We start from the raw sequence: 16,408 nt of genomic DNA, 5'->3' as shown, positions 1-16,408 counted from the left end.
GATATAGGCAAAACAAGATATGAGAATTACCACATGTGGTATCGTTGTTTTAGTATCGTCGGGAGAACCTGCCTGGGAACGGATTGTCAGTAAGCGGTTAGGGCGACAAGGTGGAAATCGCATTCGTCGATGAAAAGCTCCCGGATGGGACTTTTTCAACCTCCTGCTATAAGGGCTTCAGAACGTATAAAGCCGGACCCGTTATGGGATTCGGCTTTATACGGTTCGATGGGAAACAGGTTACTGCGTCTCTGATGCCAAATTTCTAAACATGAGGCCGTGGAACATTTCAAGATAACGTCGCGTCTCTTCTCGTTCGAGATTGGACACATATTTCCAAAAGCCATACACCCGGGACAGAGTCAGCAAGCGTCGGGCATACAACGACCATGTGTAGTTTTCTTCAACTCTGGTGATACAGGCATCAGAGATCACCTTCCAATATTGGGGATGGTTAGCGGCACGTTCAAAAAAGGTGCAGATCTTTTCAGCCATCTCTTCATTGTCGTTAGGGTCAATGTGAAAACCGCTTTTGCCATCGACAATGATCTCAAGAGGTCCACCATATTGGGTGGCAAAAATGGGCAGCCCGGTGGCCATGGCTTCAATGACAGTCAGGCCAAAAGCTTCAAATAACGCCGGTTGGACAAAAACACCTTTTTGGTCGGCGATGTAACGATAGAGTTCTCCGGCTTTGTTTTTCTGCAGATGTTTGCCGAGCCAGCGCACTTGCCCATCTAATTGGTATTCGTCAAACAGACGGTGCATGGTTTCTATCTGATAGCGCTCTTCAGCATCGGAAGAGTGGTCGACATGAATACTGCCGGCGACAACCAGCAGATTCGCCTGTTCGCGCAGTCGCTCTGATTTGGCATAACATTCGACCAGTCCGGTAATGTTTTTGACCTTATCGAGTCGGGCCATGGTGAAGATCAGTGGTTTGTCCTTGTCGTCCAGCAGGCCGCGCGATCCTTCCATGTGATCACCGTAGATGAGTTCATGCAGTTCATCATGGAGTTCCGTCAGGCGATTTTCCTCATCATAATAAGGGAAATAAACACGATCATCGGCCCCAGGAGAGACAATGTTGAATTTGGGGTCATAAATGTTGATGCCATTGATAACGCGATACAGTGCCGGCATGGTAAAGGAACTGTAACTTTCGTACTGACCGAGACTTTCCTCAGTACCGGCGATCTCCTGGTAGGTACTGGTAATGATGAAATCTGCGGCGTTCATGCTGACCAGGTCGGCGGTGAACTGAGTTTGGAAGTTGTATTCGGGGTTTTCCTTCCAATACAGGCCGCTGAACAGATATTTGGCTTTTTCCAAGGCATGGGCAATGGTGCACTGGGTGACGCGCAGACGACGCGACAGTAAGAACGACACCAGATTACCGTCGGAATAGTTACCGATGATCAAGTCCGGCCTGGCGCCGATGGTTTCGAGCAGTTTGCGTTCCGATTCACGGCTGAAGCGCTCCAGGTGAGGCCAGATCTTAAATCGGGAGATCCAGTCGTTGATCACTTCTCCCTGATCATTGCGGAACGGCACCCGAACAATGGTGGCATTGGAGGTGCCGGCAATCTGTTCTTCGGGCTGATTGCAGGAGGTGTCACCACAATGGGGAATCAGGCGGGTTAGAACAACAATGCTCGGTTCAATATCCAACCCCTGCCGGTAAATCTGTTCTTTCATCTCTTTTTCAAGCGCGCGAACCTGATCGAGAATATAGACGACCTGACCGCCGGTGTCGGGCAGGCCAAGAACGTTTTCCTGGCCAAAATAACCATGGGGCGACACCACAACAATGCTGAAAATCATCGGAATACGGCCGAGAAATTTTTCAAGATTCTGCGGATCGGGGGCTTCAAGAATATCCATCAGCATGTGAAACATCTCGAGGATATCTTCGAGGGTGCGACCCCAGCCGGGCTGAAAACCATAGGACATCATGGTGGGAGCGACGTCATCCCAGCAGGTGTCTTCATCACAGTTTTTCAGAAACTTAACCCCTTTGCGTAGGGCGGCCTGCAAACCAGGCACATCCTCAATCATGCCATTGAGCATCAACTGGGTGCTGCGGTGCTGGTGGACACGCAAGAAGTCGAGAATTTTGCGGCTGCCTTCGCGCTTTTCAACAAACAGCTTACTCGACAGATGACGGTTGAGAAATTCGACCCCGCGACCGATGGAGCGGGCTTCCTGAAGTTTAGGAAACTCACGGTTGAACGGCGTCATATCAAGTTCGAGCAGATACTCATCGGAAGGTGCTTCATAGCCGACCAGGCGCTCTTTAAATTCCAGATATTCCGAGACATCGATCTCGTCAATCTCAATCTCCTCGCTGTGCAGTCGGTAGTAGTTCCAATGGCCGATGGTACTGCGTGCCGCCAGATAGATCCACGGCTCGTTTTTGGAGGCTTCCTGAAGTGAGCAGAACAGCTCTTCAACTGCACTGTCTTTAAGGAGTTGTCCTTGTTCCGTCTGGATAAACAGGTCAAAAAGTTGATGCAAATCGCTGCGCAGCAAAAATGGAGAGTCTTCATGGGTGTAGAATTGCTGACACAACAGATAGAGTGTGCGGCGGTGTTCGCTAAACAGTGTTTTCAATTCAGTGATCATGGGGTCTGCTCCAGTTGTTCGAGAAAGCCATAATGGTCCATTCCTTCCAGAATACCGTCAGCATAGGTTTTCTCAGCAAAGTAGACGGCATGTTTGCCGTGCAGTTTATTCAGTTCTTTACTGTAGTTCCCGACAACCACACCAAGAGTGTTGCCGTTGAGCATCTCTTCATCATTGCCGGAGTCACCGGCAACAATAATATCTTCCGGTTCAATGCCCCACCGCATGGCAAGAAAGCGCACCGCATGGCCTTTTGAGGCGCGGATGGGGATGATATCAAGAAATTGTCCGTGTGACATGATCACTTTGGCGTGCAGATTTTTCTGACGCAAGATACGCCGCAGCTCGCCGGCTGTGGGTGATTTTTTAGGGTCGTAAAAATAGCTGATTTTATAGGTGCGTTGCGCTGCCTTTTCCTGCGTGACAATGCCGGGCAGGGGAGTGATCAAATCACGGATTTTTTCCGGCTCCCATTGATAAGAGATGTGCTTGGCCCAGCTTTCATCAAGCTGCAATTCCGCTCCTTTGTAATGTACCTCCGTACCGACGGATGAAATAAACACTTCGGGCTCCGGGATGTTCCATTCTTTAAGCACAGAACGGGCACTTTCAATGCGCCGTCCGGTGGCCACGGCAAAACCGAGCTCACCCTGATGTTTTTTGAGTACCTCAACAAGACGTTCAGTCGCCCCTTCATGGCCGAGAAGGGTGTTGTCGATATCGGCGATAAGGAATTTTTTTGCGGTAGGGATCTGGGTCCGTTTTGCTTCAAAAAATCGATTCACGCGTCTGAGCCTCAATTTCTTTTTAAGGGTAGTGAGATATTTTCGAACATGACTGTCCCAGGAGTAATGCTTTTTGACCCCCTTGATGCCATTGCCCGCGTAGCGTTTCCATTGCTCCGGATCATCAAGAACACGGAGTAATCCCTGGGTGATATCTTCTTCACTTAATGGATCGACCAAGGTGCCATTGTGACAGTTTGCGATAATGTCACGCGGGCCACCATCGTTGGTGGCGACAATCGGTAGTCCGCTGGCCGCAGCCTCGATCAGGGTGAGTCCAAAAGGTTCCGTCAGTGCCGGATTGATGAACACCCCTTGCAGGCGGGCCGCCAAGCGATAAAATTCGGGAATATCATCCGGCTCATGGTGTTTGGGATAACACGCTTTGCCGTATAGGTCATAGGTGTCGATATTGAGAAGCAACTCCTGTAACACCTTGCGTGCGCCCCGATCCATACGGCGAATATCATCCCGATTACCGGCTATGATCACCAGGTTAGCCAGCTCCTGCAATCGTTCGCTTTTGCCGTAAGCATGCACCAGCGATTGGATGTTTTTACGCTCATCCGCACGGGAAATTGCCAGGATGCAGGGTTTGGCCGGTTCGGCGAGAAAATGTTTGAGCTGGTTGATAATCGCCGGGTAGCGACCACGCCGTTTGGCGGGATAAAAACGCTCCAGATCAACACCGGGAGGAATGACCTGCATCTGCTTGATGCGGTAGTTTTCGTAACTGGAATATTGCCGTTTGATCTCCTGGTGGGTGCTGGCAATCACCATCAAGGCATTGTCCAACGCCACTTCCTCAGCTTCGGTGCGTCGTGAAATTTCATACTTTTTTTCGACGGTAGCTTCGTCCATGCCGTTGGCCATCAGCAGGCGTTTTTTCTCGCGCCCCAGTGAATGCCCGGTAAACACCAGAGGCACGCCCATCAGATTGGCGAGATGCGCACCGACGTAACCAGCATCGGCATAATGGGCATGAATCACATCCGGAACTCGGCGCTGGCGACGGAAGTGTTTAATGGCATTATCAATGTACACATCGAGATGCGGCCAGAGACTTTCCTTGCGAATATAGCGTTTCGGGCCGCAGGGGAAACGGACGATCCGGGCATGATCGTTGAGGTCTTCTTCACTTTGTTGATAATCGTCTGCAACACGTTCATCGAAAATCTGCCGGGTAAACAGCTCCACCTTTTCAATGTCGGTATGTTTGCCAAGAGCCTGAGCCAGTTCGACAACGTATTTGGTCTGACCACCGGTGTCGGCATCACGTCCCAATTCAAGATCGTTGCCGCGGATCAATCCATGAATACTGATGAGAACAACATACAAACCGCGCTTATTGGTCATCGTTTACATTCCATTGCTGTAAAAGAGTGAGATACACCTGCTTGTCATCAAGCAGGGCGCCGCGTTGGTGACACAGAAACGCGGCGAATTGGCCGGCACGCTCAAGAATTGATTGCGTTGGCCAGTTTAACAGCAGGCCGATGATGCAAACGGCACTGAATGCATCACCAGCACCAACGGTGTCGACGACATTGGCGACAGGTGCTGAAGGTTGAAAAAAGACGTTACCCTGTTGGGCGCAATAGCTGCCGTTTTCTCCGCAGGTAACAAACAGATGGTCGATGTTGAACGTTTCGGCCAGATTTTTGATCTGTTCCGTTAACGGTACGTCTGACTGCCTTGCTTCACGCGAGACGATCTCCAGTTCAACATCATTCATTTTGGCCCAACAGCATCGTTTAAGGAGTGCCGTGATCCGTTCCGGGTTCCACCATGGGGTACGCAGGTTGAGATCCACAAAACTGGGTGCCTGAGTGGATGAGAGAAGATGGTTGAGAGTGTTTCTGTTGGTTGTGGAGCGTAAGGCCAGGGTGCCGTGATAAAGCAGTGGTGTTTGCGGATAGGAAGGATAATGCTGATCCGAGGCGATATGGTCGTAGGCCTGGTTTTCCTCGATCAGATACTGCGGCTGGCCTTGCTGCAGTGAGACGGAAACCCGCCCGGTTGTATGATTGTCATCTCGTTGTACCCCTTGGGTCGCCAGCCCCCAATCGTGCATGGATTGAACAACCTGATCGCCAAGAGTGTCAGTGCCGATACGGCTGATAAATTGCGGGTCAAGGCCAAATCCGGCTAAATGCCAGCAAACATTGAACGGAGCACCTCCAAGAACTGACTGGTCCGGGAAGATGTCGTAGAGAACCTCTCCAAAAATCAGAGGTGTGTTGCCCTGTAGAGACATTTTCACTCCAGTTGGTTAAGGAAAATGAGTAATTACTATAACATGGTGAAGTGAGAATTCAAGATGAGGGGAAGAGTGAAGAACGGGTGGTGTGAGAGTCGAATGGTAAAAGAAACCCGGCCGGACGTTCAGTTGAACGCCCGGCCGGATTGTTTTTAAGAATCGCTCATGGAGACCATCCACATGATACCAAGGATCTTAGGGATTTTGATATTGATGAGATAAGTCTGTTCTTTAATGTAATTGTCCCCGTGATAATAGAGAAGAGTCTCAGTTGAAGGGGTAACACAATAGTCGGGTTCAATGGTGTCGAATGTATAATCCATGCCACCACTTGGCAATCCATTGGCTGAAAAATCGATGTTCACTGGGGTTGTTGTCACCTCGGGATCACCTTCACCGTAACTGGTCATCGTGATTGTTCCTGTTACCGTGTCATCGGCGTTGTAGGTTAACGCTACGGCTTGAGCTTCATCAAGTGAGGCATAGTCACCATCATAATTGATGGCCTCGTAGGCGGTCACTCGGCCTGATGCATCATAGGTTGCTTCTATCGTTGTGGCTTCATCAATCGCGCCATCATTATTGTCATCGTCTTCCCAGACGATGGTTTTAAGCAGCCCATCCTGATAGGTGAACACTTGGGTTTCATGATCCTGAGAGTCAATGACCTCATCATCGCCAGTGCTTTCATAATCGTAGTTTAGTGAAGCAAGATAACCGTTTTCATAAGTGTATTCGATATTTCTGGTGTAACTCACGTTGTCAACTTCACCATCCCGATCCAGATCGGTCTGATAGGTACGATCATAGGATGAAAGCAATCCATCATCGGTATAGCTATACGTATGGGTGTACAGGTAGTTGCTATTGTACCCTTCTACGGTGGGTGTGCTGTCATCTCGGTACTGATAATTGCTTGTCAAAATGCGTGCGTTGTCATCATAGCTGAAAGTGTAAATCCGTTCCTCAAAATAGTCCAGAACCTCATCGTCATTAGAATCATATTCAAAGCGATTGGTGTAGCCGATGACTCGACCTTCTGAGTCATAACTGAAGGAGAGTCTGTAATAGGTATCAATGCCACTCTCACCATAATTGTTGTAAGACTTTGTTTTTGTGGCGACCAGGCCATCTTCATTGTAGGTGAAATCGAGCGTGTAAGGAGTATTAAATATTTCGTCACCACCTTCAACAATGGTTTGAGTCAACACCCCATCCGTATAGGTATGTGTGTAAGTTGTATCACTGACTGTTTCTGTTGCTTCTGTAGGACCATCGCCATCATCGTCACTTGTCGTCACACAGCTTTGACTAGTGAGGTATCCGCTACTGTCGTAGGTTATCGTACATACTATTGATTCACTGTCGTCGAGGATGCCGTCGCCATTATTGTCAGTAGCATCATAAAAAGAACCACCTATCGTCTTTCCGTCTTCATCATATGTGTTTGTCGTTGTCGTGGAGTTCGACTCTGAAAGAGTCCCGTCACTTTCGTTGTAATAAAAACGGGTATTGGAGTAACTGAGCAATTTTCCTTCAGCTGTATATGTGTAGGTGTATTCGCGTCGAGAATAGGGATACTCTGCAATTTCGCCACTTATTTCATCAGATCTGTAGTTCACTGAAATTTGGGAAATCAGCGCTCCAAAGGCGCTGTTGTTGGAAGGCGCGGCACCTTTTTGAACGGCTCTCCTGATCGTAATGTCTTCGGCTTCAATTGTTGGATCATAAACATATGTTTCAGTGGTCCTCGAATCGGCGATACCATCGGCATTGTCGTCATCTTCATAAATGATTGTTGCTTCCGTGACCTGAAGATCCTCATTGTAAACAAAAGAATAGGTTGTTCTTGTGTCCCAATGACCATCACCATCGTAATCTGTCTCTGCGGTGACTTCTTCGGCACCAAATGGCAAGGTGGTAGCTTCGGTTGTTGCTCTGTGCGAGCTGCTGTTGCTACACGCTGTCAGCAGGGTGATCAGAATGCACAGCCACAGGAGGTTTGGTAGCCCTTTGACCAGATTCATTTGTTGTCTCCTTGTTCAAGTGTCGGTTGCATGTTAAAGCCGATGGGGTGGGTTTGCGAATTCCAACCCGGAAGAGTCAAACCTTGATGCTCGCTTGGCATTGAAGGTGGCTGGGGAATCACGGGTTGTGGTGGCGCGTTGTTTTCGAAAAATGTCGGTTTGAGCATTGCCTGCTCAAATTTCTTCTCACGTTTCTCTCTTAGCTCAGCAAGAAATTGACGACGTTGCTCGGTTGTCATTGGCGTTTGCTGCTTGCTGCGTTGGTTTCCTGAATCAGATGTTCTAGCGAGGATTTTCACTTGGTAAAGGCGCGTTTTTCCACTTTTTGTTGCATAGACAAACATATGACTGAGATGCGTTGAGACGACAAGATCATTCAAGGTTTCTTCAACACTTTTCTGACTTGAATTGAAGCTGATTTGCTGTTCGGCTTCAGGAGATAGATCGAAAATCACTCCAGTGGCATCGGAAATACGGCTACAGAGATTTTGTAGAGAGGCTTGGGTTGCTTTGATGTCAAGCAAATCGTGCTGTTCGTCGTAATGAACAACACTGGAAGCAGGCGATGTTGCCATAGATGAACATGGGAAACTCAGGCCCATGGCCAACAGGATTGTCACAAGTTTCCAGATCATTACGAATCCTTTACTCGGCAGAAAGGCGAGCATTTCCCAAATGACGCTAGTACGTCAGCATAGTTGAAGTAATAAGTTCATCTTGAGGTGGGAAGGTGTATCAGACATTTCGGCAAATAATAATTAAATGCGGTCGGACGTCTAGTTAAACGTCCAACCGCACTTTTTAGTTAATTGTCTTCGCTGGAGGTATTCCACAAGATACCAAGTACCTTAGGAATGTTAATATTGATGAGATAACTCTGTTCTTCGATGTAATCTGATCTGTAATAATAAAGCAGAGTCTCTGCTGAAGGCGTGACACAATAGTCAGGGGAAAAGCTTCCTGACGAAAATTCCATACCGCCACTGGGTAATCCATTGGCTGAAAAATCAATACTGACGGGTGTCGTTGTGACCTCCGGGTCACCTTCACCATAGGACGTGGTGGTGATGGTGCCTGTGACCGTGTCATCCGCATTGTAGGTTAAGGCTACGGCTTGAGTTTCCTCAACAGAGGCGTAGTTACCATCATAATCGGTCTCCACATAGGCGCTCATTCGGCCCGAAGCATCGTAGGTTATTTCAGTGGTTGTGGCGTCATCGATGATGCCGTCATTGTCATCATCGCCCTCCCAAACAGAGGTTTTAATCAATCCATCCTGATAGGTGAGTACTTGAGTGCTATGCTCATGATAATCGCCCGTCGCTTCATTGTCATAGCTTATTGAAACAAGAGAACCGTTATCATAGCTGAATTCATAATTTCTGGTGTGTGTCACGTTATCCATTTCGCCATCCAGATCCAGATCGTTCTGGCTGGTATAACTATAAGATGAGACTGATCCGCTTTCGGTATAGCTGTAAATGTGTGTATCGATCTCATTGCTAGAGTACTCGGGGGTGGCCGGAGTGTTGTCATAACGGTACTGCCTGCTGTATTCCGTTATGCGGCCACTGTCATCATAGCTGAACGTGTAGAGATATTCCGTGACTGAGTTCAGGATGTCATCACCATCATAATCATTCTCATTGCGATGGGTATAGCTGATAACCCGCCCTTCAGAATCATAAGTGAAAGCAAGTCTGTAGACATCATTGTCGGAAGTCTTTGTTTTTGTCGCGACCAGACCATCTTCATTATACGTAAAATCAAGCGTGTAAGGCTGTTCGCCTGTTTCCGTGACAGTGGTTTGGGTCAACAACCCATCCGTATAGGTATGCGTGCAGGTCATTTCGTCGACGGTAGGGTCGCCACCATCTTCTGTCCTCGTGCAACTTTGGCTTGTGAGATAGCCGTTACTATCGTAGGTCATTGTGCAGATTGTTGATCTGCTACTGTCGAGTACACCGTCGCCATCATTGTCATCAGACGAGGAATCGGACTCCTCTATTGTCTTTCCGTCCTCATCGTACGTTTTTGTTCTCGTATGGGAATAAGACTCAGAAAGTGTCCCGTCTTCCTCATTGTAGTAAAATCTGAGATAAGAATAACTAAGGACTTTCCCTTCATCTGTATACGTGTAGCTTTCTTCGCGGCGGTAATTGGGGTACTCTGCAATTTCACCGCTTACTTCATTAGAGCGGTACTCCACTAAGATATGTGAAAGCACAGCGCCAAAGACACTGTTATTGGAAGGTGCAGCCACTTTTTGAACCGCGCTTTTAATCATGATCTCTTCAGCAGTAATGGTCGGATCGTAGGTTGATGTGTTAATGGTTCTGGAATCAGCAATCCCGTCGGCATTCTCATCATCTTCATAAATACCTGTAACTTCAGTGACTTGAAGATCCTCATTGTAAACAAAGGAATAGATTGTTCTTGTATCCCAATGCCCGTCGCCATCGTAATCAGTTTCAGAGATCACCTCTTCAGCACCAAATGGAAACGTGGTTTCGGTTGTTGTCCTGTGTGAGCTGCCATTGCTGCACGCTGCCAGTAGGGTGAGCAGAATGCTGACCCCCAGAAGGTTTTGTAGTCCTTTGACCAGATTCATTGGTTGTCTCCTTGTTCTCGTGTCGGTTGCATTTTAAAATCGATGGGGGGATTTTTCGAATTCCACCGCGGAAAAATCAAACCTTGATGCTCGTTTGGCATTGAAGGTGGCTGGGGGATCACGGGTTGTGGTGGCGCGTTGTTTTCGAAAGATGTCGGTTTGAGCATTGCCTGCTCAAACTTCTTCTCACGTTTCTCTTTTAGCTCAGCAAGAAATTGACGACGTTGCTCGGTTGTCATTGGCGTTTGCTGCGTGCTGTGTTGGTTTCCTGAATCAAATGTTCTAGCGAGGATTTTCACTTGGTAAAGGCGTGTTTTTCCACTTTTTGTTGCATAGACAAACATATGACTGAGATGCGTTGAGACCATAAGATCCTTTAGGGTTTCTTCAACACTTTTCTGACTTGAATTGAAGCTGATTTGCTGTTCGGCTTCAGGAGATAGATCGAAAATCACTCCAGTGGCATCGGAAATACGGCTACAGAGATTTTGTAGAGAGGCTTGGGTTGCTTTGATGTCAAGCAAATCGTGCTGTTCGTCGTAATGAACAACACTGGAAGCAGGCGATGTTGCCATAGATGAACATGGGAAACTCAGGCCCATGGCCAACAGGATTGTCACAAGTATCCTGATCATTAATACTCCTTACGCGGAGGGAGGACGAGCACTTCCCCCCATATTTTCAAATCTAGCTGTTTACGCTGTAGATCCTAGAGCGCGATAACCGGAACCTATGTTTAGTATAAATTTACCAAAGTTTACGAAAAAAAGACGAATGGAGTCAAGGAAGGATTTAATAAATTATAGCGTTACTTATTGGAGGGGGCTCAAGAATGGCTAGAATACGATGAGAGCTTAATCTTATTCACGCAACTCCATATCGATAAAGAGTTGTTTGAGTTGATCCATGGTCTCTTGGAGATCTTGGTTCTCCTGTTCAAGGAGTTGCATATTTTCTGCACAGTGTTGCCGGGTGATTTGTAATTCTTGTGCGGTATCTTGCTGTTGTTGCTCAAGTTTATCCAGGCGATTCACAAGTTGTTGGGCACGTTGAGACCAGGGGGTTGCAGGTTGACTGAGCGCGATCTCTTCAAGAAAGGTGCGATCTTGTTCAGACAGATAATGATCAAGGGCTTCTGTAAAGGTTTTTTGCCGTTGTTTCTCTTGCCAGAATGTTGGCGGGGTGCAGGCGGAGAGCAGGAGAGCAAGGCAAAGTGAAATAGTAAGAGAACGAAATATCATTAGAGATGCTTTCTTCGATCAATCAGGTAGTTACTACCTTTAAGTCGTTTGAGGTGGTCTTTCATCTTGGCGCAATCATCGCTGATGGCTAAGACGGAAGGGCTTTCCATATTTTCGGATAAGATCACGGCAATGGACATGGTGAGCAGGGGGAAACTCCGCTGTACACCATAACGATCTGTGCCCATATAATATCCGGCTTTGCGATCTTCTTCGTTATAGAGCGACGGGACATAGTTTTCAAAATCTTTGATCAGGGCTTGGGCGATGGTTTCGGCTTTGGCCGGAGTGGTCAGCACAACATAATCATCACCACCGATATGGCCGACTAGGTCATTTTCCGTTCCATGATCTTTCACCACATTTTTCAACATGGTTCCAACATCGTGGATAACATCGCTGCCGGCTTTGTAGCCATAGCGGTCACCATAGGCTTTGAAGTTATCCAAGTCGATATAGAGATGGGCAAAAGCCTCCTGGTCCTGGATGCGTCGTTCCAGTTCGCGGTCAATCGCCAGGTTGCCGGGAAGTCGGGTCAGCGGGTTGGCATCAAGATGCAGTTGTTCCAATTCACGAAGTTTTCGTGCCATGGATGAAAAATCAAGGGCCAACTGGCCGAATTCATCTTTGCTGCGGATGCCGAGCTTTGAGTTGAAGTTCCCTTGAGCGATATCGCGCGTTCCATCCTGCAGCGCTTTTACAGAGCGGTGTATTCCCAGGATAACCGTTAATGCCACGGGAGCAGAGAGCAGCAGGCCGGCAAAGGCAAGTAAGACTGTCACCGTAAACGCCTGGTTGCTTTGTTCTGAGAGCGAATGCAGATCGTGATCAACGGCAATCTGGTGGATGTTGCGTATTTTTGACAGACGATCAAGGAGTTGATTGCGTTGCAGTGTTGCCGCCTTGCTGTATTTGCGTGCCTGTTGCCAGTCTTTATCCATAAAGGCCTGCAGCAGAATTTTTCCGTTCTTACGATAATTGGCCAGAGTGCGCGGCAGTGTGGAGAAGTGGTCGGGCAGGGTAGCGCGCTTTGATTTTGCCAGAATCAGATCAAAGTCATCCCAGCGTCGTTCGACCAGATCCAGCAGTTGCGTGTCCTCAAGAATAAGCAATTGCTTTTCAAGATTTTCCTGAGCCAGTAGGTTTTGACGGATATCGCGAAGCAATGTGAAAGCATGAAACTGGGTTTCAACCAACTGTTGGGTGTGTCTGGTGTGGTCGTGAAGACGGGTCAGGGCATAGCCGATCGCCAGTGTGCTGAAGAACACAATGACGAGATAACCGACGGCAACACGTCTGGTAATGGAGTGGTATGCCTTCATTCCAACACTTTCCAAGCGTCCAAAGCTGAGACCATTAACAAAAAAACGTAGACAACATAACACAAAACATTGCGAAGTATGTGTTTTAATTATGCTTTTTAATATTAACTACACGAAAGATTGGAGGTGCGGCATTAACTTTTTGGCGTGTTTTTTTGCTCGACTGACCGCTTGATATCCTCGGTGACAAATCGATTGAGATAACTGAGAAAGAGGCCGATTATAGCGGCATCATCGGTAAGGCCCAATACCGGAATCATGTCGGGAATCAGGTCAACAGGCATGAGCAGATAAAGTCCGGCGGCAACGGCCAGAAGTTTAACGTGAACAGGTGTTTGAGGCGAACGGACCACCGCGACATATTCGAGAATGCGGCGCTTGAGTTTAAGCAGGCTGCTTAAATCCGATTTAGAAGCCATTGTTTTTCTCCGTAGCCAATCAGGAGACTACCGGCAGGCAGTCCCAGCGTGTGGTATAGGCGGGGGACAGATAATTCTGGTTCATGAACCAATCGCGTTGCGGCCGTTGCCCGCCCAACCAGATGGAACCACACTGTTCATTGATGTGATCCATTGCTTGCATGAGGGCTTTGCTTTTATTCTTCTGGTTTACATCATCAAACAGTCCGGGCTGAATGTTGTTTTCCAGGCACAGATCACTCAGCATAACTCCAGCTTTGGCATAACGATAACCCTCTTTCCACAACCCCTCAAGAAGCTGAGTGGCTTTGGCGACAATCTGACGTGAATCACTGGTATGTTGTTGCAACATGCCACTGGCGGAATTGGCATAGCACGGTTCCGCAGCACAATACGCACTGGTGCGAATCGAGACATTAATCAGCCGAGCTGCCTGTTGATTGTGACGTAACTTTTCGGCGGCTCGCGCGGAAAATTCACAAACCGTCTCACGTAACTCATCGAAAGAAACAATTTTTTCTCCAAAGGAGCGCGAACAGATCACCTGTTGCTGAGGCGCCGGTTGATGGTCGACCTCCAGGCAGTTTTCCCCATGCAGTTCCCGAATCAATCGCTCCATGACGATGGAAAAGCGGTGCCGAGCCTGCTTCAGCGGCATCTGGGTCAGTTGCCAGCCGGTATGAATGCCCATCTGTTGCAGACGTAAGGCCGTGCGCCGACCAATGCCCCAGATTTCACCAACCGGGGTGAGATGGAGCAAGCGTTGGCGACGCTGAGGTGAGTGCAGATCGACAACGCCGTTGGTTGCCGGGTAGTTTTTTGCCGCATAGTTGGCTAATTTAGCCAGGGTTTTGGTCGGGGCCAGGCCAACGCAAACCGGGATGCCGACATGTTGATGCACGGTCTGACGAATTTTTTGACCATAGTCCAGACGATCTTCGCTTTTAACCAACCCGGTCAGGTTGAGAAAAGCTTCATCTATGGAGTATTCCTCCACCTCGGGGGAAAACAATTCAAGGGTTTGCATAACCCGGGAGGAGATGTCGGCATAGAGGGTGTAATTCGATGAAAAGATGGCCACCTGATGCCGTTTGAGCAAAGAATGAACCTTGAACAGCGGCGTTGCCATGGGGATTTTGAGTGCTTTGGCTTCCTGACTGCGTGACACAACACAGCCGTCATTGTTGGACAGGATAACAACAGGACGCCGCTTGAGTTGTGGGCAGAACAGCCTCTCACAACTGACATAAAAATTATTGCAGTCGACCAGAGCGTAGCTTGTCATAATCTTTTTAACGAATGGATAACAGTTGTTGCGACACCGAAAATTTCCAGCTCAGCACCTTCGGGTATCTCAATCGCCTGATGTTGTTTATTCATCGGTACCAGCCGGGTTGTCGATGATGTTTCCAGCTTCTTGACGGTTAATTCACCATTGAGGGCCGCAATGACGATATCGCCATGTTGAGCCGCCAGTGAACGGTCAACGACAAGAACATCACCGGGAAAGATGCCTGCTTCGATCATGGAATCACCTTGAACCCGAACAAAGTAGGTGGCCGCCGGTTTCTGGATGCACAACGCATTGAGATCCAGTGTTCGCTCGCAATAGTCCGATGCCGGGCTGGGAAAACCGGCAGGAACAGCTTCAAGAAACAGGGGAATGTCCAGCGCCGGAAATTCGTCGCTTTTGCCCAGGTATTCAACAGTCATTAAATCAACTCTTTTGTCGTGTTTTGTGAACAGGATGTTGACGCACTACCCGTCAGAAGTGTCCCACAACGATGCACGGTAAAAATACGATATTTGGCTTGCGATACACCCGTCCACACAGGGTTGGTGAAAGTGAATCGGTTGTCAAGATAAATAGCCTGGAGTTGAAACAGGGCAATTTGATTCTCAGCGTTGAATATATTGAATGTAAGAACATGCAGCACCCTCACGCTGTAAACACGAAATGTTCTTTTGTTCCATATGTGGTCACAATGCCATACATGAGGACACTTTGTTCAGTTGTGGAACAGTTCGGTTTTGTATACAAAATTCAGCATGTTAGAGAGATATTTCAATCTGGTTAATGATTTGGAATACTTATTCTACTTTACGGTTTTTGGCACAAGTGTCGCAATTACCCTTTTCGACAGGATGAACCGCCATCTGTACCAGGCTGAAAAAAGGAGATGCCTCATGGAAAATGCTGCAGAAGGGACTCGCGAGTATTTGAATTGGCCCGAAGGACTTTATCCACCACCTCCGCCGATTGATCCGGAGGAAGATGTGTGCTATTTGAGCACCGGTGTTACCGATGAAGATTGGAAATTCGGTAGCGACTGAATTGATTCAAGCCCCGAAAACGTTTTCGGGGCTTTTTTATTATCAAAAAATCCATTACTATTGAGATTGGTCATTTTTCCAATTTTTTTTATCGGTTGATGAGTCCATGATCCCACATCATTTTTTTTCCCGTTGTGTCCATATTGAACGTTCGATCGGCAATCTGTATCACCATTGGGCCCAACAAGGCTCCTATCCAGAACATCGGCGTCAAATGTGGAAAAAGCTCAGTGAGGATGAGGAAGGGCATGCGCTGGAGATCGAACTGGCGTCACGCTTGGCTCTCAAAGATGAATCTTTTTCCGCCACACTCTCTTTTGACGCCTTGGATGATCTGTGCTGTCTGGTTGATGAATTATTTGAAGAAGTGAAAAACAACGCTTTTTCTGATGCGGATGCCGTTAAAATTGCCGTTGATCTTGAAGCGCAGACCACTCTTGTTCATGCACGCAATGCCTTGCAATTCACCTCTCCCCGTTTAAAAAAGATGTTTCAGGCCTTAGGGCATTACAATCATCACCATCTGGAAGCCTTGGCCGCCGCCTATGAAGAACTCTTTGACAACCCTCCAAGTGCTTTGACGCAATTGTCCAGCCTTTGACCACCACGACAATCCTGCACTGAACTTGTCACCTGAAACGTGGGGTGACTGATGAATTCGCTCAGCTTCGATGGTATAATAATATATTTTTGCAGCATCTATGGGAAACCCCTATGGGATCACCGATATGGGGGAGAACTAATGTATTTGTTAAATTTAATTCCGATAAGCTTGAGTTTTATT

Annotated in this window: 14 protein-coding genes; 2 read left to right on the top strand and 12 right to left on the bottom strand. The window is 47.8% G+C overall.

Annotated elements, in window-relative coordinates:
* Positions 1-240 precede the first annotated feature (240 nt).
* The 12 genes from DACE_RS05080 to umuD all read right to left on the bottom strand — a co-directional run bounded on the left by DACE_RS05080 (position 241) and on the right by umuD (position 15,003).
* The gene (locus DACE_RS05080; RefSeq protein ID WP_005998920.1) at positions 241-2,625 is read right to left on the bottom strand and encodes a sucrose synthase; all 2,385 of its coding nucleotides are present in this window, start codon (positions 2,623-2,625) and stop codon (positions 241-243) included.
* Positions 2,622-4,766 carry an HAD-IIB family hydrolase gene (locus tag DACE_RS05075; RefSeq protein ID WP_005998918.1) on the bottom strand — a complete coding sequence of 715 codons (2,145 nt, stop codon included), beginning with the start codon at positions 4,764-4,766 and terminating at the stop codon, positions 2,622-2,624. Before DACE_RS05075 ends, DACE_RS05080 begins: the two co-directional genes overlap by 4 nt.
* Entirely contained in the window at positions 4,756-5,667 is a 912-nt protein-coding gene (locus tag DACE_RS05070) for a PfkB family carbohydrate kinase (protein ID WP_005998917.1), read from the bottom strand. The genes DACE_RS05075 and DACE_RS05070 overlap by 11 nt, the downstream gene beginning before the upstream one ends.
* Positions 5,668-5,822: 155 nt before the next feature.
* Positions 5,823-7,697, bottom strand: coding sequence for a hypothetical protein (locus DACE_RS05065; protein ID WP_005998915.1), 1,875 nt, complete (start codon positions 7,695-7,697; stop codon positions 5,823-5,825).
* Entirely contained in the window at positions 7,694-8,332 is a 639-nt protein-coding gene (locus DACE_RS05060) for a hypothetical protein (RefSeq protein WP_040366271.1), read from the bottom strand. The genes DACE_RS05065 and DACE_RS05060 overlap by 4 nt, the downstream gene beginning before the upstream one ends.
* Before the next feature lie 170 nt (positions 8,333-8,502).
* On the bottom strand, positions 8,503-10,308 hold the full coding sequence (locus tag DACE_RS05055) for a hypothetical protein (protein WP_005998912.1): 1,806 nt from the start codon (positions 10,306-10,308) through the stop codon (positions 8,503-8,505).
* A complete protein-coding gene (locus tag DACE_RS05050; protein ID WP_005998911.1) occupies positions 10,305-10,943 on the bottom strand; it encodes a hypothetical protein in 639 nt (212 codons plus the stop codon). The genes DACE_RS05055 and DACE_RS05050 overlap by 4 nt, the downstream gene beginning before the upstream one ends.
* Before the next feature lie 225 nt (positions 10,944-11,168).
* A complete protein-coding gene (locus DACE_RS05045; RefSeq protein WP_005998909.1) occupies positions 11,169-11,549 on the bottom strand; it encodes a hypothetical protein in 381 nt (126 codons plus the stop codon).
* A complete protein-coding gene (locus tag DACE_RS05040) occupies positions 11,549-12,871 on the bottom strand; it encodes a diguanylate cyclase domain-containing protein (RefSeq protein WP_005998907.1) in 1,323 nt (440 codons plus the stop codon). The genes DACE_RS05045 and DACE_RS05040 overlap by 1 nt, the downstream gene beginning before the upstream one ends.
* A gap of 134 nt (positions 12,872-13,005) precedes the next feature.
* A complete protein-coding gene (locus DACE_RS05035) occupies positions 13,006-13,290 on the bottom strand; it encodes a YkvA family protein (RefSeq protein WP_005998904.1) in 285 nt (94 codons plus the stop codon).
* A gap of 19 nt (positions 13,291-13,309) precedes the next feature.
* On the bottom strand, positions 13,310-14,575 hold the full coding sequence (gene umuC / locus DACE_RS05030; protein WP_005998902.1) for a translesion error-prone DNA polymerase V subunit UmuC: 1,266 nt from the start codon (positions 14,573-14,575) through the stop codon (positions 13,310-13,312).
* Positions 14,572-15,003 carry a translesion error-prone DNA polymerase V autoproteolytic subunit gene (gene umuD / locus DACE_RS05025; protein WP_005998900.1) on the bottom strand — a complete coding sequence of 144 codons (432 nt, stop codon included), beginning with the start codon at positions 15,001-15,003 and terminating at the stop codon, positions 14,572-14,574. Before umuD ends, umuC begins: the two co-directional genes overlap by 4 nt.
* Before the next feature lie 474 nt (positions 15,004-15,477).
* On the opposite strand from umuD, the gene DACE_RS18065 reads away from it, so the two are divergent.
* Together DACE_RS18065 and DACE_RS05020 are read left to right on the top strand one after the other, a co-directional pair.
* Positions 15,478-15,624, top strand: a complete 147-nt coding sequence (locus DACE_RS18065; protein WP_155808995.1) for a hypothetical protein — start codon at positions 15,478-15,480, stop codon at positions 15,622-15,624.
* A 106-nt stretch (positions 15,625-15,730) separates the two neighbouring features.
* Positions 15,731-16,225 carry a hypothetical protein gene (locus DACE_RS05020; protein WP_005998896.1) on the top strand — a complete coding sequence of 165 codons (495 nt, stop codon included), beginning with the start codon at positions 15,731-15,733 and terminating at the stop codon, positions 16,223-16,225.
* The last annotated feature ends 183 nt before the right edge of the window (positions 16,226-16,408 follow it).

Source organism: Desulfuromonas acetoxidans DSM 684, from assembly GCF_000167355.1.
Lineage (GTDB): Bacteria > Desulfobacterota > Desulfuromonadia > Desulfuromonadales > Desulfuromonadaceae > Desulfuromonas > Desulfuromonas acetoxidans.
The sequence above is the reverse complement of the archived record's forward strand: the minus strand, read 5'-3'. Positions and strand labels throughout refer to the sequence as shown.